The sequence below is a fragment of the Paramagnetospirillum magnetotacticum MS-1 genome, assembly GCF_000829825.1.
Taxonomy (GTDB): Bacteria; Pseudomonadota; Alphaproteobacteria; order Rhodospirillales; family Magnetospirillaceae; genus Phaeospirillum; species Phaeospirillum magnetotacticum.
In genome coordinates, this window is sequence record NZ_JXSL01000027.1 from 15,959 (window position 1) to 34,936 (window position 18,978).

Annotated in this window: 17 protein-coding genes; 6 read left to right on the forward strand and 11 right to left on the reverse strand. The window is 63.8% G+C overall.

Translation table 11 applies throughout. From position 1 onward, the window contains the following. Positions 1 to 18: 18 nt before the first annotated feature. Genes CCC_RS08790 through CCC_RS08800 form a run of 3 tightly spaced genes read right to left on the reverse strand, consistent with a single transcriptional unit; the run spans position 19 to position 3,385 of the window. Entirely contained in the window at positions 19 to 474 is a 456-nt protein-coding gene (locus CCC_RS08790; RefSeq protein WP_009868675.1) for a cache domain-containing protein, read from the reverse strand. After that, positions 474 to 842: a response regulator gene (locus tag CCC_RS08795; protein WP_009868676.1), complete on the reverse strand. Its 369-nt coding sequence runs from the start codon at positions 840 to 842 to the stop codon at positions 474 to 476. The genes CCC_RS08790 and CCC_RS08795 overlap by 1 nt, the downstream gene beginning before the upstream one ends. Further along, complete coding sequence (locus CCC_RS08800; protein ID WP_041040912.1) at positions 839 to 3,385, reverse strand: sensor histidine kinase; 2,547 nt, start codon at positions 3,383 to 3,385, stop codon at positions 839 to 841. The genes CCC_RS08795 and CCC_RS08800 overlap by 4 nt, the downstream gene beginning before the upstream one ends. A 202-nt stretch (positions 3,386 to 3,587) precedes the next feature. Here CCC_RS08800 and paaX point away from each other — a divergent pair, with 202 nt between their 5' ends. The 6 genes from paaX to CCC_RS08830 all read left to right on the forward strand — a co-directional run bounded on the left by paaX (position 3,588) and on the right by CCC_RS08830 (position 10,040). Next, positions 3,588 to 4,520 carry a phenylacetic acid degradation operon negative regulatory protein PaaX gene (paaX, locus tag CCC_RS08805; RefSeq protein WP_041040914.1) on the forward strand — a complete coding sequence of 311 codons (933 nt, stop codon included), beginning with the start codon at positions 3,588 to 3,590 and terminating at the stop codon, positions 4,518 to 4,520. A gap of 205 nt (positions 4,521 to 4,725) precedes the next feature. Next, on the forward strand, positions 4,726 to 5,193 hold the full coding sequence (locus CCC_RS08810; protein ID WP_009868680.1) for a MarR family winged helix-turn-helix transcriptional regulator: 468 nt from the start codon (positions 4,726 to 4,728) through the stop codon (positions 5,191 to 5,193). Positions 5,194 to 5,229: 36 nt separating this feature from the next. Continuing rightward, positions 5,230 to 5,715 carry a 4-hydroxybenzoyl-CoA reductase subunit gamma gene (gene hcrC / locus CCC_RS08815; protein ID WP_041040916.1) on the forward strand — a complete coding sequence of 162 codons (486 nt, stop codon included), beginning with the start codon at positions 5,230 to 5,232 and terminating at the stop codon, positions 5,713 to 5,715. Continuing rightward, complete coding sequence (gene hcrA, locus CCC_RS08820) at positions 5,712 to 8,021, forward strand: 4-hydroxybenzoyl-CoA reductase subunit alpha (protein ID WP_009868682.1); 2,310 nt, start codon at positions 5,712 to 5,714, stop codon at positions 8,019 to 8,021. Before hcrC ends, hcrA begins: the two co-directional genes overlap by 4 nt. Beyond that, positions 8,018 to 8,992: a 4-hydroxybenzoyl-CoA reductase subunit beta gene (gene hcrB / locus CCC_RS08825; protein ID WP_041040918.1), complete on the forward strand. Its 975-nt coding sequence runs from the start codon at positions 8,018 to 8,020 to the stop codon at positions 8,990 to 8,992. The genes hcrA and hcrB overlap by 4 nt, the downstream gene beginning before the upstream one ends. Positions 8,993 to 8,996: 4 nt before the next feature. Beyond that, positions 8,997 to 10,040 (forward strand): XdhC family protein, encoded by a 1,044-nt coding sequence (locus tag CCC_RS08830; RefSeq protein ID WP_009868684.1) that lies wholly within the window; start codon positions 8,997 to 8,999, stop codon positions 10,038 to 10,040. A 74-nt stretch (positions 10,041 to 10,114) separates the two neighbouring features. Here the strand turns inward: CCC_RS08830 and CCC_RS08835 are convergent, their stop codons facing one another. The 8 genes from CCC_RS08835 to CCC_RS08870 form a co-directional block, all read right to left on the reverse strand. Further along, a complete protein-coding gene (locus tag CCC_RS08835; protein ID WP_008614941.1) occupies positions 10,115 to 10,390 on the reverse strand; it encodes an HU family DNA-binding protein in 276 nt (91 codons plus the stop codon). A gap of 222 nt (positions 10,391 to 10,612) precedes the next feature. Next, positions 10,613 to 12,277, reverse strand: coding sequence for an acyl-CoA dehydrogenase family protein (locus CCC_RS08840; protein ID WP_009868685.1), 1,665 nt, complete (start codon positions 12,275 to 12,277; stop codon positions 10,613 to 10,615). Between the two features lie 139 nt (positions 12,278 to 12,416). Continuing rightward, on the reverse strand, positions 12,417 to 14,255 hold the full coding sequence (locus CCC_RS08845; protein ID WP_041040920.1) for a feruloyl-CoA synthase: 1,839 nt from the start codon (positions 14,253 to 14,255) through the stop codon (positions 12,417 to 12,419). A gap of 59 nt (positions 14,256 to 14,314) precedes the next feature. Next, a complete protein-coding gene (locus CCC_RS08850) occupies positions 14,315 to 15,019 on the reverse strand; it encodes an ABC transporter ATP-binding protein (RefSeq protein ID WP_041040922.1) in 705 nt (234 codons plus the stop codon). Continuing rightward, positions 15,019 to 15,759 carry an ABC transporter ATP-binding protein gene (locus CCC_RS08855; protein ID WP_009867618.1) on the reverse strand — a complete coding sequence of 247 codons (741 nt, stop codon included), beginning with the start codon at positions 15,757 to 15,759 and terminating at the stop codon, positions 15,019 to 15,021. Before CCC_RS08855 ends, CCC_RS08850 begins: the two co-directional genes overlap by 1 nt. Next, entirely contained in the window at positions 15,756 to 16,745 is a 990-nt protein-coding gene (locus CCC_RS08860) for a branched-chain amino acid ABC transporter permease (RefSeq protein ID WP_009867619.1), read from the reverse strand. Before CCC_RS08860 ends, CCC_RS08855 begins: the two co-directional genes overlap by 4 nt. Beyond that, positions 16,742 to 17,611 (reverse strand): branched-chain amino acid ABC transporter permease, encoded by an 870-nt coding sequence (locus CCC_RS08865; protein ID WP_009867620.1) that lies wholly within the window; start codon positions 17,609 to 17,611, stop codon positions 16,742 to 16,744. Before CCC_RS08865 ends, CCC_RS08860 begins: the two co-directional genes overlap by 4 nt. Before the next feature lie 85 nt (positions 17,612 to 17,696). After that, the gene (locus CCC_RS08870; protein WP_009867621.1) at positions 17,697 to 18,950 is read right to left on the reverse strand and encodes an ABC transporter substrate-binding protein; all 1,254 of its coding nucleotides are present in this window, start codon (positions 18,948 to 18,950) and stop codon (positions 17,697 to 17,699) included. Positions 18,951 to 18,978 lie beyond the last annotated feature (28 nt).

Here is an 18,978-nt window from a genome sequence, read left to right on the forward strand (position 1 = left end):
GTTTCGGGGCCGTTCCGCCTACTTATAGAGCCCGATATAGGTGATGACGCCCTTGTCGGGGACGTTCTTCACATAGGTGATCTTGGGTTCGATGCGGTTGCTGGCCGGATTGAGCCAGTGGTATTCCACCCAGCCCTCGCCCTTGTCCCGGGCCACCTGGATGATTTCCTGGACCAGCAGCTTGCCGTTGCTGTCCTTGACGTTGAGGACGGACTTGCCCTCGTTCCGGGGATTGGGCGGATAGATCAGCCAGGTGCCGTTGGCGTCGATGACGTTGACGTAGATCTCGCCGAAGCGGAACTCACCCTCGCGATGGAAAGCCTCTTTTGCCTTTTCGACGCCATTGGCGGCGACCAGGGCGGCGGCCTTGATCGTCAGGGCCTGGATCTGATCCTGGGTGGGACGCTCGGCGGCCAGAGCGGACGCGGCGAATCCGAGGGCGAGGGGCAGGACAAGCAGAAGGCGGCGGCGCATCAGGAAAATCCCAGTTCGGTCAGGGTGGAGGTCAGGCGGTCGCGCGACATGGGTTTGAGCAAGACGCTGTCAAAGCCGCAATCCAGGAATTCCTGAACCTCCTCGGGCATGGCATGGGCGGTGTAGGCGGCGATCTTGACCCCTGGGCCGCCCAGGTTCTCCGCGCGGATACGCTTGCAGACCTCCTGGCCGCTCATGGTGGGCATGCTGACGTCGAGCAAGATCAGCGACACGGTATTGCTACTCAGGAAGCTGAGCGCCGCCTCGCCGCAATCCACATCCGAAACCGTCCAGCCAGCCTTGGTCAGCAGGCGGGTGGCCAGGATGCGGTTGACGTCGTTGTCATCGACGACCAGGGCGTTTTTCATGAGGAGCTCTCGGGCTGGTGAAGGGGCAAGGTGAAGTGGAAGACGGTGCCCTTGCCGACGGTGGACTGGACGCCGATGGTGCCGCCCATTAATTCGACAAGGTGCCGTGCCAGGGTCAGTCCCAGGCCGGTTCCACTATGAGAGCGTGTGAGGAACGAATCAACCTGCCGGAATTTCTCGAAAATGGCATGGAGCATTCCCTCGGGGATACCGGCGCCGGTATCCGAAACGCGGAAGATCAGATGGCCGGGCTCCAACTCGACGCTCAACGAGACTTCGCCTTTTTCCGTGAATTTGACGGCATTGGACAACAGGTTGTGGATGATCTGGCGCAGCCGCAGAGGATCGGCCCGGATGGTTTCAGGGCAATTGTCGCTGACCTGGCTGGACAGCGTGATTCCCTTAGCCTGGGCGGCGGAGTGGTGAACCGAGGCGGCCTCGGCCACCAGGGGGGCCAGCTTCACGTCCTGTACCGCCAAGGTCATGGCGCCAGCCTCTATCTTGGCGATGTCGAGGATGGAGTTGACCAGTTCCAGCAGATGACGGCTGCTCTTTTCGATGATATCGGCGTTTTCGCGGGTCTCGTCGTCGGCGGCTTCGTCGCGGATCAGCTCGGAAAAACCGATGATGCCGTTCAAGGGCGTGCGTAATTCATGGCTCATATTGGCCAGGAATTCGCTTTTCATGCGGCTGGCTTCCTCGGCCCTTTTGCGTGCCTCGTCCAGCCGGACGAAGGATTCGCCGATGCGGTCGGCCATCTGGTTGAAGGATATGGCCAGGCTGGCCATTTCGTCGTGGCCCTGGACCGGCAGCCGGTATTCGGTTTCCTGCTCGCTGAAGCGATGGATGCCGCCCACCACGGCGGTGATGCGCCGGGTCAGGAACGAGGCCATCCACACGGCGATGCCGACCACCAGGGCGATCATGATCACGGTGGAGATGGACAATTCCCGCGCCAGACTTTCCACCTGGGAGGTGATCAATGCCATCACCGCGTTGTACTGGGCCTCCAGATCACGGTTGCGCAGCGCCAGGATCTGGTCGGTATGCTCCTTCTCCCTGGAGGCGGCGGCGTGGAAGTCGTCCACATTGGCACCGATGGTGACGAAGCCGAAGCCGCGCTGCGACTTTCCATAGGGGCCGGTATAGTAGGGAATGGTCGCCGCCGTGGTCAGCTTCCACAACCCGCTCCACGAGATCTCGAACGATCCCGATCCGCCCTGGCTGGTGAGATCCATCCAGCCGGTGCACTGGGGCGCGTGGTTGAGGTAACGGCAGTCCAGGCCCAGCAGACCCTGCTTGACCAGTTCCGGGGCGCCCTTCTTCTTCAGGGATTGATCGAGGAAGGTTGGCGCGGTCTTGAGGAACTCGCCGATGGGCTTGCCGCTCTCCTTCCACTGGGCGTAGAGCCCGGTATCGAGCCACGGCACCGCCGGTTCGCCCGTCCGAGGATCGTATCCGGTGATGAAATAGTGGCGGGGATGAACCACCGAACGGCCCTTGTAGTCCCAGATGAAGGCGTAATTGCCAGACGCCGCGTCGGCGATGGGGGAATAGCGGTCATTGGTGGGCAGGATGTGGTCGGTGAATTCCATCAGGTGGTCGTGGTCAAGCGCCAGGCTGACCCAGCCCACAGTCTTGCCGCCGCGCACCACCGGGCTGACCCAACGCACCAATCCGCGAAAGCGGGTGCCGACGGGATTCTCGGTACCGGCGAAGGCGGCCTTTTCCGGGGCGAATTCGATGTTCTTCGCCGCCGCCGCCTTGGGGGTGAAGGGGCCGATGATGGGGGACGGCACATAGGCGCCGATCACGTCGGAGACGTAGATATTGTCAGGGCCCAGATCGCGAAGCGCGCTGAAATAGGTCTCGGCCTTGACGAAGGTGTTTTCACGCCGCGATACGTCGCGAAGCTCCGGGCTGACCAGATCCGAGGTGGTGACCTTGACCTTCTCGCGGCCATCCAGGCCGATGAAGGTCATTTCGAGAAAGAGGGGCCGCTCCACCTTCTGGCCGCCTTCGGTGACCGGGCGGTAGTTGAAGTTGCGCCGGTTTTCCTCGATGGAGGACTGGATCGGAGGCGCGTCGTAATGGGGGACCGCCTCGGGGCCGGGCACCCATTTGGTGCCGTCCGGGGTGACGACCCAGGGATAATGGCGCTCGATCAGACGGCTGCGGCCCTGCAGGAAGCGGCGATAGGCTTCCTCGCTGGGCTCGATCAAGGCCGCCGAGCGGATGTCGCCGTCCCGGTCGTAGAGAAAGGTGGCCACATTGCGCGCGGTGTCGGTGGTCAGCCGTTCCAGGCTTTCCCTGGCCGCGTCGTCCAAGGCCTTGATGGCCGAGTTGGTGGTACTGCTGACCACCAGTTCGGTGGTCTCGCGCATGGCCCGAGTCATGCCGGTGACGTTCTCGGAGACCCGTTCCGCCAGCCATGCCTGCCCCCGCCAGGCGAAACCCGCCAGGACCAGAAGCGGGATCACCTTGATCAGGACGAAGATGAGGATGAGTTTGGCACGAATGCCGAAATGGACGAGAAGGGGCATGACGATCCGGTCGTTGCTGCGGTCTTGCCGGGAAAAGCCCCAAACCTTATCCCGAATAGGCGAACTGTACAACTTAGGTATGTTGTTTTCCAGCCTGTTAATTGTATGAGCCCAAGGATGAAATTGGTGGTTGCCCGAAAACGCGGCTTCATTAGGATGTGGCGCTTGGAAGGGCGACACAGTCTCTATTGAAGCAGGCGGCATGAACCGACGGGTGGGGGAAATCGTAGGGCAGGTTCTGGCGCGTCTTCGCCCCAAGGCGAAGTCGCTGATCATTACCGTCTATGGCGATGCCATTTCGCATCATGGTGGCAGCGCCTGGCTGGGCAGCGTCATCAATCTGGTGGAGCCCTTGGGCCTGAATGAACGTATCGTGCGGACCTCGGTGTTCCGCCTGTCCAAGGAGGCATGGCTTTCCTCCATGCAGATCGGGCGGCGCAGCTATTACCGTCTGACCGAGATGGGGCGCCGCCGCTTCGAGGCCGCCCACAACCGCATCTATCACTATAACGGCAAGCCCTGGGACGGTCGCTGGACCCTGGCGGTGACCAATATCGACGGCATGGATGCCGAACGCCGGGATTCCCTGCGCCGCGATCTCGGCTGGCTGGGTTTCGGCCAGCTCGCCAGCGGCGTCATGGTCCATCCCGATCCCGATCAGAGTGCCGTGCGCCAAGCCCTGGCCGAGGCGGGGGTTCAGGACCGTGCCGTGATGATGACCGCCGCGGCCGAGGATTGGGTGACGCCAGAGGCGTTGCGCGACCTGATCCATACCTGCTGGGACCTGGAGCGGCTGGCCAGTGATTACAACGAGTTTCTCGATACCTTCCGTCCCTTGTGGCAGGTCCTGTCGGGTAATGGCGATCTGGATCCCCAGATGTGCTTCGTGGTGCGCACGCTGTTGATGCACGGCTATCGCCGCGCCTTGCTGCGCGACCCCATGTTGCCCGACGAATTGCTGCCCGCCAATTGGCCGGGGACCTCGGCCCGTGTTCTGTGCCGCAATCTCTACCGTCTGGTCCAGGCGGCGGCCGAAACCCATGTCATGGGCATGCTGGAAACCGCCGAGGGCCCTGTGCCCGAGGCCCATCCCGCCTATTACACCCGCTTCGGCGGACTGCAATCGGCCGACTGAACTTTCTTGAGTGTCATCCCGAGCGAATGCGAGGGATCTCATTCTGGAACGGCTTTTCCATATGGGCGCCAGAGATCCAAGCGGAGATTCCTCGCTTTCGCTCGGAATGACATATCGTGGAGAGATTGTTTGCTAGGTAAACAATCTTGTTGCCAAAGTCGTTGACCTAGTCAACAATGCCCGGAAATGGAATGAGGGTATCGCCATGCCGGGGAGTCAGGCCAAGTCCATGGAGCGCGAGGAGGGGGCGGGAACCTCCTTCGGTCCCATGACCGAGGAACTGGGCTTTCATCTGCGCCGAGCCCAGGTGGCGGCGTTCAAGCATTTCGCCCAGAGCGTCACGGCGGCCGAAGGCATCACGCCGGGCCTTTACGGCATGCTCCAGGTGATCGCCAACAATTCCGGCCTGACCCAAAGCGCGCTGGCCGAGGTGATGGAGGTGGACCGCTCGTCCATCGTCAAGGTGGTCAATGCGCTGGAGGACAAGGGGCTGATCCGCCGCGACGCCGCCCCCAACGACCGCCGCTCCTACCATCTGCGCATGACCGCCGAGGGCAAGCTGGCCCTGGCCCGTATCGAGGCTGCGGTGGCGCGCCAGGACCGTGAATTCTCTGCCGGGCTGTCCGACGACGCCCGCGCCCTGCTGATCAGCCTGCTCAAGCGTTTGACCTGATAACAAAAGACCAAAAGCTTCCGAGGGAGGAAGACCGTGAAAAGCATCCTGCGATTGACCCTCAACGGCCGCGCCCGCGAGGATCTGGTGCCCGATAACATGCTGCTGCTGGACTACCTGCGCGAGGTGACCAATCTCACCGGCACCAAGCAGGGATGTGATGGCGGCGAATGCGGCGCCTGCACCGTGCTGGTGGACGACCGTCCCCGGCTGGCCTGTTCGACGCTTGCCCATCAGGTGGCGGGCAAGAGGGTGGAGACGGTTGAAGGCCTGGCGACCCAGGGCACCATCTCCAGGCTTCAGGCCGCCTTCCACGAGAAGCTGGGCACCCAGTGCGGCTTTTGCACGCCCGGCATGCTGATGGCCGCCGAGGCGCTGCTGCGCAAGAACCCCGATCCGTCCCGCGATGAGATCAAGGCCGCCCTGGCGGGCAATCTGTGCCGCTGCACCGGCTATGTGAAGATCATCGAATCGGTGGAAGAGGCGGCCCATGCCCGCTCCTGCATGGAGGCCGCCCAATGAGCCCGAAATTCCCGAAGAACGGCACGGTCGGCGCCCGCACGCCTTTGGTCGATGGTGTCGAGAAGGTGACCGGCAAGGCCAAATACACCGCCGACATCGCCGCCAACGGCGCCCTGGTGGGGCGCATCCTTCGGAGCCCCGTCGCCCATGCCCGTATCATCTCCATCGACACCTCGGCGGCCGAGGCGCTGGACGGCGTCCATGCCGTCTGCACGGGCGCTGAAACGCCGGTCCCCTATGGCGTGCTGCCCATCGCCGAGAACGAGTATCCGCTGGCCCGCGACAAGGTCCGCTATCGCGGCGATCCCGTGGCCGCCGTCGCGGCCGTTGATGAACTGACCGCCGAGAAGGCGATCAACCTCATCAAGGTCGAATACGAGGTTCTGCCCGCCTATATGACGCCCAAGGCGGCCATGAAGGAGGGGGCCGTCGCGCTCCACGACGACAAGCCCAACAACATCCTGCGCGAGGTCCATGCCGAGTTCGGCGATGTGGAGGCGGCCTTTGGCGAAGCCGATCTGATCCGCGAGAAGGTCTACACCTTCGCCGAGGTCAATCATGTCCACATGGAACTCAACGCCACCCTGGCGGAATACGATCCCGTCCGCGACATGCTGACGCTCAACACCACCACCCAGGTGCCCTATTATGTGCATCTCAAGGTGGCGGCCTGCCTGCAGATGGACTCGGCCCGTATCCGGGTGATCAAGCCCTTCCTCGGCGGCGGATTCGGCGCGCGTACCGAATGCCTGCATTTCGAGATCATCGCCGGTCTGCTGGCCCGCAAAGCCAAGGGTACGGTGAAGCTGGTCCAGACCCGCGAAGAGACCTTCATCGCCCATCGCGGCCGTCCCTGGACGGAAGTGAAGATGAAGATCGGCCTCATGAAGGATGGCAAGATCGCCGCCCTGGCGCTCGAAGCCACCCAGGCGGGCGGCGCCTATGCGGGCTATGGCATCATCACCATCCTGTACACCGGTGCCTTGATGCACGGCCTCTATCACATCCCGGCCATCAAGCATGACGCCTGGCGCGTCTATACCAACACCCCGCCCTGTGGCGCCATGCGCGGCCACGGCACGGTGGATACGCGCGCCGCTTTCGAGGCCCTGCTCACCGAAATGGGCGAGGAACTGGGCATCGGTTCGCTGGAAATCCGCCAGATCAATCTGCTGCCCCAGATTCCCTATACGACCATGTATGCTCAAAAGGTCATGAGCTACGGCGTGCCGGAATGCCTGGAGAAGGTCAAGGAAGCCTCGGGCTGGGCGACCCGCAAGGGCAAGATGCCCAAGGGCCGGGGGTTGGGTATCGCCCTGTCCCACTTCGTCTCGGGCACCTCGACCCCAAAGCACTGGACCGGCGAGCCCCATGCCACCGTCAATCTGAAGCTCGACTTCGATGGCGGTATCACGCTCTTGACCGGGGCCGCCGATATCGGCCAGGGCTCCAACACCATGGCTACTCAAGTTGCGGCCGAGGTGCTGGGCGTGCGCATGAGCCGCATCCGGGTGATCTCCGCCGACTCTGCCCTGACCCCCAAGGATAACGGGTCGTACTCGTCGCGCGTCACCTTCATGGTGGGCAATGCCTCCATCTCGGCGGCGGAGGAGTTGAAATCCATCCTGGTCAAGGCGGCGGCCAAGAAGCTGGACGCCAGAGAGGAAGACATCGAGGTTATCGACGAAGTGTTCATGGTGGCGGGCAGCCAGGATCCCGGCCTGACCTTCCAAGAGGTGGTCAAGGCCGCCTTGATCGATACCGGCACCATCACGGTGAAGGGCACCTTCACCTGCCCCATCGAGTTCCAGGGCGACAAGAAGATCAGAGGCAGCGCCATCGGCGCCACCATGGGCTTTTGCTATGCCGCCCAGGTGGTCGAAGCCAGCGTCGATGAGATCACCGGCCGCGTCACCGCCCACAAGGTGTGGGTGGCCGTGGATGTGGGCAAGGCGCTCAATCCGCTCGCCGTCGAGGGCCAGACCCAGGGCGGCGTATGGATGGGCATGGGCCAGGCCCTGTCCGAGGAAACCCGCTGGGACGATGGCCGCATGATGCACGGCAACATCCTGGATTACCGAGTGCCGACCATGGCGGAAAGCCCCGATATCGAAGTGATCATCGTGGAAAGCCTGGACCCCAACGGGCCCTTCGGCGCCAAGGAGGCGTCCGAGGGCATGCTGGCCGGTTTCCTGCCCGCCGTCCACGAGGCGGTCTATGAGGCGGTGGGGGTGCGCTCTGTCAAATTCCCCTTAAGCCCAGAGACCATCACCGAACTGCTTGACGCAAGGGATGCTGCAGAATGAACATCCTTCCCGATTTCCGCACAATTCGCCCCGCATCCCTGGCCGAAGCAGTGGCCGCCCTGGCCGCTCCGGGGGCCGAACCCTTGAGCGGCGGCACCGATCTTCTGCCCAATCTGCGCCGCGGTTTGGGCAAGCCCGAGACTCTGGTGGATCTCACCGGCATCACCGGATTCGCCGCCATCTCGGTGGGAGCCGACGGGTCCTTGCGTATCGGCGCGGGCGCCACGCTGGAAGACATCGCCGAGGATGCCCGCATCCTGGCTTCCTGGCCGGCCATCGCCCATGCCGCCAGTCTGGTGGCGGGGCCCAGCCACCGCGCCGCAGCGACCTTGGGCGGCAATCTGTGCCAGGACACGCGCTGCGTGTTCTATAACCAGTCCGAGTGGTGGCGGTCCGGCAATGGCTTCTGCCTCAAATACGAAGGCGACAAGTGCCATGTGGTGGTCAAGTCTGACCGCTGCTATGCCACCTATCACGGTGACGTGGCTCCGGCCCTGATGGTGCTGAACGCCACGGCCGAGATCGTCGGCCCCAAGGGCCTGCGCCAACTGGCCATGGCCGATCTATTCAAGGAGAGCGGCGCCGAACACCTCGCGCTGGAATCGGGTGAAGTGTTGGCTGCCGTTTTGGTGCCGCCCGCTAGCGGTTGGGTCGCCGCCTATTCCAAGGTCCGCGTCCGGGACGCCATCGACTTTCCCCTGGCCGGGGTGGCCGTGGCGATGAAGCGTGATGGCAACGCCATCGCGGGCTTGCGGGTCGCCATCACTGGCACCAATTCGGCGCCATTGATGGTTGCCACCGATGCCTTGTGGGGCCGTTCCTGGAACGACGAGACCGCCGAGGCTCTGGTCCAGGCGGTGCGCAAGGTCTCCAACGTCTTGAAGACAACGGTCGCCGGGGTCAAATACCGCCGCAGGGTCCTGCTGGCGGTGGCCCGCAAGCAGATGGACGATCTCTGGAACGGGAAATAGCCCCATGTGCCTCGACGCCATCAAATGCGACCCCGCCGATATGGCCGCCGATGATTGCGAGGTTCTGGCGACCGCTTTGAAGTGGATGGATGGGGGGCGCCGGGTGGTCATGGCCGTGGTCATGGCCACCTGGGGCTCGGCGCCTCGGTCCATCGGCTCCTATATGGCGGTGGACGCCGACGGCACCTTCGCCGGATCGGTCTCGGGAGGCTGCGTCGAATCCGCCGTCATCTCCGAGGCGCGCGATCTGGAGGAAGGTGAGGCTCCCCGGTTGCTGTCCTTTGGCGTGGAGGACGAAACCGCTTGGGCCGTCGGCTTGCCCTGCGGCGGCAATATCCGGGTGGCGGTGTTCCATCCCGAACGCGATCTCCTGGAAGAGGCGGTGCGGAGCCAAGCATCGCGCAGGCCCACCGCCCTGGTCCTTGACCTGAACAGCGGCGCTCAGGCGCTGGTCGGTGATGCGGGGGTGATCGGTCCGCTTTCCCTCGACGAGACACGGTTGGTGGCGGCCCAGATGCATCTGGGCCAAGGCACCTGCGGCGTGGTGGCCGACGAAGTCTTCGTGCGCACCCACGAGGCGCCCTGGACCCTGATCGTCGCGGGCGCCGTCCATATCACTCAGGTGCTGGCCGGGATGGCGCGTCAGGCAGGTTTTGCCGTCACCGTGGTCGATCCCCGCCGCGCCTTTGCCGACGAGGCGCGCTTTCCCGGCACGACCCTCATTTGTGGCGAGCCCGACGAGGTGCTGGCTAGTATCACGCTCGACCGCCGCAGCGCGGTGGTGAGCCTCACCCATGTGCCACGCCTGGACGACGCGGCGCTTAGGGCGGCATTGGGCTCGGAGGCCTTCTATATCGGCGCTCTGGGCAGTACGCGGACCCACGCCAAGCGCTGTCAGCGGCTGGAAGATCTGGGACCGGCGCTAAAGCGTATCGCCGCTCCGGTGGGCTTCGACATCGGCGCGCGCACTCCGGCCGAAATCGCGGTGTCCATCCTGGCCGAGCTGATCGCAGCGCGGCGCGGCAAGCCCATGCGGGTCCGGGGCTGATATTCATTCGCGAAAACCAAAAGGCCCCCGGATTTCTCCGGGGGCCTTGGCATTTTCACCCTTAGGCGAAGGAATTAGCCGTTGACGGCATCCTTCAGACCCTTACCGGCGGTGAACTTCGGGGCCTTGGAGGCCGCGATCTTGATGGTGGCGCCAGTGCGGGGATTGCGGCCTTCCTTGGCGGCGCGCTGAGTCACCGAGAAGGAACCGAAACCGACCAGGCGGACATCGTCGCCGGCCTTGAGCGCCGAGGTAATGGCAGCAAAGGTCGCGTCGATCACATTGTCGGCGGCAGCCTTGGACAGACCGCTGAGCTCGGCAACCTTGTTCACCAGATCCTGCTTGTTCATGAGACCCCCAATGGAATTGTCGTTAGCGGTTGAAAATGACACGGCCATGGCGAACGTCAACAATTCTGTTGCATGCCGACGCCTCGGCCGAAACCCGAACCCCAGGCGGAGGGCCCACTTCATGGGGGCTTCCGGCCAACGGGGAGTTAAGCAATGTGTCCGTTTTTGCGCAACAATACAACCGTCCTGTCCCGAATTGCTGGGGGTTTTCCCCAGGATTTATCAGGCGCCGAACACTTCATCAGGTATGGACCCTAGCTCCGAGGCATTCTTGCATAGGTCGGCCAGATGCCTGGATTCGGGCAGCATCCAGTCGCGCACGAATTCGGCCACGGCGCGGATGCGGGCGGGATGGGCGGCATGCTCGGCCTTGGCTTCCAGCCGCGCCCAGGCAGAGCCGAAGGCCAGCAAGCCGGTGAGCCGCAGATAGGACGTGGCGGTCAGGCCGATATCCTTGCGCGACTGCATGACGGTTCCGGCGTCCATCCAGGCGGACAATGCCTTGTCCAGGGCACCCGCGAAGGCCGGGGAGGCGAGGCGCATGGCGTCTTCCACCTCGGCCTTGAACTCGGCCAGAGCCCGGCCATTGTCCAGGCGGATGACCCGTCCGGCCACTGTGGCGGCCTGAATGCCGTTGGTGCCTTCGTAGATGCGGGTGATGCGGCCATCGCGAAGGATCTGTTCCACCCGGTATTCGCGCAGGAAGCCATAGCCGCCATGCACCTGGATGGCGTGGTCGGCGGCTTCCATGGCGGCTTCGGTGGCGAAGGCCTTGCAAACCGGGGTCATCAGTTCCATCAGGGCGGGCTTCTCGCCCAGTTCCAGGTCCACCAGGGTGCGCATCACCATGGCGCGGCAGCCCATGGCCAGCGCCATCTGGGTCAGCAGCATGCGGCGCACGTCACCATGCTTGGCGATGAAATCGGGACCGGCATCCTTGCCCGCACGGCCCTGTTTGCGTTCATTGGCATAGGCGAGCGAGCGTTGCAGCGCCACTTCGGCCAGACCGACGCCTTGCACGGCAACGTCAAGGCGCTCGGCATTCATCATGGTGAACATGCGGGCCAGCCCTTCGCCGGGCGCCCCGATGATCTCGGCCTTGGCCCCGTCGAAGGCCACCTGGCAGGTGGGCGAGGCATGCATGCCCATCTTCTCTTCTAAGCGAACCACCTGAATGGCATTGCGCGTGCCATCGTCAAGGTGGGAGGGGCAGAGAAACAGGGACAGGCCCTTGACGCCCGCGGGCGCATCCGGGGTACGGGCCAGGACCAGATGCATGATCTTGCCGCCCGTGAGGTTCTGGTCGCCGCCTGAAATGAAGATCTTGCCGCCCGAAATGCTCCATGAGCCATCGGCCTGGGGGCTGGCCATGGTGCGCACCAGGCCGAGGTCGGAGCCCGCCTGGGCCTCGGTCAGGCACATGGTCGCCAGAACCTCACCGGCGGCGAGGCGGGGAATCCATGCGGCGCGTTGCGCCTCGGAGCCGCTGGCCGCCAGGGTCCGCATGGCGCCATGGGCCAGCGACAGCACCATCTGATAGGTGATGCAGGCCCCCGACAGCATCTCGGACAGGGCCGAGGCCAGGATATGGGGCAGACCCTGGCCGCCGTCCTCCTCCGGCACGGCGAGGCCCTGCCAGCCGTCGCCCGCGAATTGGCGATAGGCCTCCACGAAGGGCTGGGGCATGACCACGCGGCCATCCACCAGCTTTGTCCCTTCGGTGTCGCCCAGCGGGTCCAGCGGCGCGATGACCTCATCGACCATGGCGGCCGCGTGGGTCAGTACGGTCTCGGCCGTCTCGTCATCCCAATGGGGCAGGCGGGACGCCTCGGCCCCGTGACGCAGAGCGAACAGCAGGTCGGGAAGGGGGGTGCGGTAATCGATCATGGGTGTCTTGTCCCTGGGCTTTCTCTCCCGTCATCCCGGCCTTGAGCCGGGATCCAGGGGGAGCGGCTCCTGGATCCCGGATAGCGCTGGCGCGCTTCCGGGACGACGAATTTCATATGAACCGGGGTGATGCTTAAACCTACCCCATCCGGATCACATCGGGGTCGTCCCCCGGGGCGTAGAGCTTTTCCACCAGATGGGCGCGATTGGTCAACACGGCCCGCTGGTTGATATAGCCCTTGTCGGTGATCTCGTTGGCGTCGATGGAGGGCGGGGCATCCATCAGCAAGGCGCGGGTGATGCGGTGCGAGGTTCCCTTGCCCTCGGCGGCCAGGGCCTTCATGGCGGCCAGCACCTTTTCGCGGACTTCCGGGCGCTTCATCAAATCCTTGAGTGGCGTGTCGGGGGCCGCGTCGGGGCACAGGCGCAAACATCCGGGCAGACTGGCGAAACCCAGAAGTCCCACCGATTCACGGTCGTGACCGGTGATTACCGCGTCCTGAAGAACCGGCGCGGCGGCGTCGATGGCCGACAGGCGCAGCGCTCCCACATGCACCCAGGTGCCCGAGGTCAGCTTGAAATCCTCGGCCACCCGGCCGTCAAAGACGATGCCCTTGGACGGATCATCGGGATCGGCCAGCTTGCCGGCATCGCCGATCATGTACCAGCCGTCCTCGTCGAAGGCCTTGGCGGTCAGGTCGGTGCGCTTGAAATAGCCCGGCGTGATGTTGGGGCCCTTGATACGCATCTCCAGCTTGCCGCCATTGGGGATCATCTTGATCTCGCAGCCAGCGGCGGGCAGGCCGATGATACCGGCCCTGGGAATGTCGAAATGAACGGTGGTGATCATGGGCGAGGTCTCTGTGGACCCCCAGGACGACACCATGCGCACCTTGTGCCCCAGCGTGCGGATGGAGAGCTGCTCCATCTTTTCCCAAAGATTCTGGGGTAGCGCCGCACCGGCATAGAAGATGATCTTCAGGTTCTTGAAGAAGCTGTTCCTGAGTTCGTCATCCTTCTCCAGCATGGGGATCAGCATGTCGAAGCCGCGCGGCACGTTAAAATACAGCGTCGGCGAAACCTCCTTGAGATTGGCCGCCGTCTTCTCCACCAGACCGGGCATGGGCTTGCCCTCGTCGATATAGAGCGTGCCGCCGTGGCGCAGCATCATGTTGAAGTTATGATTGCCGCCGAAGGTGTGATTCCAAGGCAGCCAGTCCACCAGCACCGGATGGCTTTCCAGCAGGAAGGGCCAGGCCTGACGGATGGCCTGCTGATTGGAGCACAGCATTTTCTGGGTATTGATCACGCCCTTGGGCATGTCGGTGGAGCCCGAGGTGAACAGGATCTTGGCCACGGTGGTGGGCCGCACATTGGCGAAGGCGTTCTCGACCTCCGGGCCGGGCGTGGCGGCCAGCAGCGTGTCGAAGGTTACGCCGCAGGCGATGGGATTGACGCTGGTCACCACCTCGACGCGGGCCAGTTCGGGGATCACCAGGGCATCGGCGAAGCGGGCGCCGTCCGCGGCATAGACCAGGCCGGGCTTCAGCAAATCGGCGATGTAGCGCAGCTTGGAGTGGTCCTGGGAGATCAGCGAATAGGCGGGCGAGATGGGCGCCACCGGCACGCCCACATGCATGGCGGCCAGCGCCAGAAGAGCGTGGTCGATGCTGTTGTCCGACAGGATCATCACCGGCCGGTTCTTGTTGAGGCCCCGGTCCAGCAGGGATTGGGCGATGGCTTCGACCTTCTTCAGGGTCTCGCCCCAGCTGACCTTGCGCCAGCCATCGGCAGCCCTTTGGGCCAGGAAGGTCTGGTTGGGGATGCGCTCGGCCCAATGGACCAGCAGGTCGCCAAGGCAGCGCGAATAGGGCTTCAGGCTGTCAGGCGAGCGGATGATGAATGCGCCGTCTTCCAGCTTTTCCACTTCCACCCGCGCGGGTGCGAAATTGATGGGTGCCCAGGCAACCGAATTCATGAGAAACCTCCCTAGCCGCCTTTAAAGGACCGCTCTTCTTGTCTTCCCTGCGGGGTCTTCTACAGGCCGAGATAGGCCTGACGGACTCCGTCATCGTTCAAAAGGCCGCTGCCGGTGCCCGAAAGCACCACGCGGCCGTTTTCCAGCACATAGCCTCGGTCGGCCAGCTTCAGCGAGGCTGATACGTTCTGTTCCACCAGGATGACCGTCATGCCCTCGGCGTGCAGGGTCTTGATGATCTTGAACATCTCGCTGACCACGGCGGGCGCCAGGCCCAGCGAGGGTTCGTCGAACATCATCAGGCGGGGTTGGCCCATCAGGCAGCGGCCGATGGCCAGCATCTGCTGTTCGCCGCCCGACAGCGTTCCGGCGGCCTGATCCGAGCGCACCTTGAGCTTTGGGAACATCTCGTAGCAGCGTTCCAGCGTCTCCTTGCGCTTGGCCTTGGCGCGCGGCAGAACGGCGCCCATGTCCAGGTTTTCGCGCACGCTCATACTGGGGAAGATCTGGCGGCCTTCGGCCACCTGGGCCACGCCCAGATCGCAGATGATGGAACTGGCCCGGCCGGTGATGTTCTGGCCCTCGAAGGAGATGGTGCCGCGCGACGGTCTCTTCATGCCAGCGATGGCGCGGATCAGCGAGGTCTTGCCCGCGCCATTGGCGCCGATGATGGCCACCACCTCGCCCTCGGCCACGTCGAGGGACACGCCGTCCAGGGCCTGGGCGTCGCCGTAATGGAGGTCGAGATCACGGACTTCCAGCATCATTCGTGATCCTCTCCCAGATAGCATTCCAGCACCTTGGGATGGCTGGTGACTTCGGCCGGAGTTCCCTCGGCGATTTTCTCGCCGTGATGGAGCACCACCACATGGTCGGACAGCGCCATGACGGCGCGCATGACATGTTCGATGAGCAGAATGGTCAGCCCGGTTTCCTTGTTGAGGCCGGTGAGGATGGCCACCATGCGGTCGCATTCCACCGGACGCAAACCCGCCATCACTTCGTCGAGCAGCAAGAGCTTGGGCCGTGTGGCAAGGGCCTTGGCCACTTCCAGGCGCTTGCGGTCGGGCAGGGTCAGGGTCTGGGCCGGGTCCTTGGCCCGATCACCAAGTTCGAGCAGATCGAGGATGGCGCGCGACGCGGCGCGAGCCTTTTCCACATCGCCATTGTCGTGGCGCAGCGCGCCCACCATGACGTTCTCTTCCACGGAGAGGCCAGCGAAGGGCTTGACGATCTGGAAGGTGCGGCCCACTCCGGCGCGGCAGATGGCCGCCTGGCCCAGCCCGGTGATGTCGTGGCCATCCAGCACCACCTTGCCGTCGCTGGGCGGAAGGGCGCCCGCGATCAGGTTGAAGGTGGTGGTCTTGCCCGCGCCGTTGGGGCCGATCAGGGCGACGATGTCGCCACGGGGCACGGTGAACTCGACCTGATTGACGGCCCGCAGACCGCGGAAGCTCTTGCCCAAATTCTCGACACTGAGCATGGGAGTGGCGGCGGTATTCATCGTCCGTCTCCCTCCAGGCGCAGAGCCTTGCGCAGCCACGGCCACAGCCCGCCCGGCTTCAAGACCAGGATCAGCATCAGACAAATGCCGTAGGCGATCTGCTTGACGCCGTCGATACCGATATGGGCGCCCAGGATGGTCAGGCCCTCGCCCAGAGCGGTCAGCACCACGGCGCCCAGGATCGGCCCGAACAGGGTGCCGATGCCGCCGATGATGGTCCCCAACATCAGCTCGATGGAGCGATGCATGGAGAAGATGCTCTCGGGATAGAGATTGTTGTTGAAGAAGGCCAGGAACATGCCGCCCAGGCTGGTCATGGCCGCCGAGATCAGCACGGCGATCATCTTGTTCTTGAAGACATCGATGCCCAACGCGTCGGCGGCGTCCTGATCCTCGCGGATGGCCTGCCAGTAATAGCCGATGCGGCGCATCAGCAGCGTCCGGCAGAACCAGAAGGCCGCCGCCGTCATCCCTAAGATCACGTAGTAGAACATGGTGGTCGAGCCGCGCAGCAGCCACAGATTGTTCGGGCTGTTGTTGGGGGCGGGCGGCAGGAACAGGCCCGAGGAAGCTCCCACCCAGCCCCAATGGTCGAACAGAACACGGGTGAACTCGGCGAAGGCTATGGTCAGCAGGGCGAAATAGACGCCCATCACCTTGAAGCGGAAGCCCAGCGTACCGATCACCGCGCCCACAGCGGCCGAGACCGCCATTCCGGCGAAGGCGCCGATCCAGGGCGGCGTGCCGTAATGGACGAACAGCGCTCCCCCGGCATAGGCCCCCAGGCCCACATAAAGGGCGTGGCCCAGGGAGAACTGCCCGGCGAAACCCATCATCACGTTCCAGCTCATGCCCAGATAGGCCTGGAGCAGGACGGTGATCAGGATCGACAGCACGTAATCGCCCGCCGTGAGCGGCGCCAGGGCGAGAATGGCCAGCAGCCCGAGGAGCAGGACCGCGCGGCGGTCTTGGAAAAGGGCGCTCATGGCTTCTTCCCCAGGATGCCTTGCGGACGCAGCAAGAGGACCAGGATCAAAAGGCCGAAGCTGAACATGCTTTTCAAGGAGGGCGCGATCAGCACGCCCGACAGGGCCTCGGACAGGCCCACCAGAATGCCGCCCAGCAGGGCGCCGCCCAGGCTGCCCAGGCCTCCCAGGATGACAATGATAAAGCCCAGCAAGGTGTAGTCGGATGATAGATGGGGATGCACGTCCACCAGCAGCAGAAGCAGGCAACCGGCGGCGCCGACGCAAGCGGTGCCGATGCCAAACGTGATGGCGTAAAGCTTCTCAACGTTAAGGCCCACCACGCGGGCGCCCACCGGATTGTCGGCACAGGCGCGGATGGCGGTTCCCGTGGTGGTGTACTTAAAGAAGGCCCAAAGCAGGGCGGCCACGCCGCCCGCGGTGAAGGCGGCGGTGACACGCACCTTGTCCAGCACCAGCGGCCCCAGCGAGTAGCTCTCGAAGCTGGCGTCAAGCTGGATGTTGCGGGCATCGGGGCCGAACACCATGAGGACGATATTGGTGATGATCATGGCCACCGAGAGCAGCAGCAGGAACTGGATATGCTCGGTGACGCCCAGGAAGTGGTTGATCAAAAAGCGCTGCAGCAGATAGCCGACCACGAACAGCAAACCGGCCACCAGCGGCAGGGCTGGCACCGGTTCGATTCCCATCTTGGTGTAAAGCAGGAAGGCGGCATACATGGCCACCACCATCATGTCGCCATGGGCAAAATTGACCACGCGCATAACGCCGAAAATTACCGACAGCCCCAGGGCCATCAGGCCGTAGACCAGACCGGTCAACAGACCGGCGCTGATCACGTTCATGAAGAAAGTGGCGTCCATCCCGGCTCCTGCCCAAGCGATTTCCCGTGAGCCCTGAATTCCGGGCGAATGAAGAAGGTTCATCCGCCCGGAACGTTCAGAGGTCCTAGCCGCGTCCCTTGAAGGGCGGCATGGGGAAGATGGGCTTGGCTTCGGCCGAAGCGGCGGGCAAAGTCACCGTCGGCTTGCCGCCCAGATTCTGCACCGCCGCCGAGATCAGGTTCATGTTCTGGCCATTGGCCTCGAACTTGATGGCGCCGCCCAGCATGACGCGCTGGCTGAGATTGGTGGTGCGCAGTGCCTCGGTCAGCGCCTGCGGATCGTTGGAACCGGCCCGCTTATGGGCGTCGGCGGCGATCAGCACGGCCTCGAAGGTGAAGCCGACATTGAGGTCGCAGCTTTCCTCGGGGAAGGCCTTCTCGAAGGTCTTTTCCAGAGACTTGGCCATTTCCTGCTTGGGGTCGAACCACGGCACATTGGTGGTGCAGTATTCGGCGTATTTGCCCAAGGCCTTGAAGAACTGCTTGTCGTACATGCCGGGAGCGCCGGGGCTGATGATGCCCATGGTCTCCACCTGCTGCTTGACCATTTCGCGGACCAGCAAGATGGCGTCGTTGAGGCGCGTCACCGTCATGATGAAGTCGGCCTTGGCCGCCTTGGCCTTGGACACCTCGATGGACAGGTCACGGGCCTTGGGATCGTAGGCGATGGTCTCGACGATGGTGAACGGCATGTCGAGCTTGGGCATCAGGGCATTGATGCCGCCCAGCATGGCCATGCCGAAACTGTCGTTGATATGCAGCAGGACGGCGGTCTTGGGGGTCACGCCGGTGGCGGCGAAGATGTCCTTGTAGAGCAGCAGTCCGCCCTTGCCCAGCATGCCGGCCGAGGGAAAATTGCGGAATACATACTTGAAACCCTGCTCGGTCAGCTTGGGCTCGGAGGCGATGTTGACCACGAAAGGCACGCCCTTGGCCTCGGCCACGCCAGCCACCGCCAGGGTGGTGGCGGAATCGAAACAGCCCATCAGCATGTTGGCGCCTTCGCGGATCAGCTTTTCCGCCTGGGTGCGCCCCACATCCGGGTTGGACTCGGTGTCGGCATTCATCAATTCGACCGAATAACCCATGTCCTTCAGCATGGGCAGGCCGATCTCGGCGCCGCGCTGGCAGGCCTGGCCGATCAGGGCAAGGTGGCCGGAGCGGGGCAGCAGAACGCCCAACTTCAGCGGCGTGGCGGCCCTGGCAGAGCGCAGCGGCAATCCGGTGCTGGTGACCAAGGCACCGGCCGCCGCGGCCGTGGTGAACTGGCGGCGGGTAATGGTCCGTGACGCGGACAGACTCGTGGTGTTGTCAGACATTGGGACGTCCCTTTCGCAGTCGAAAGCC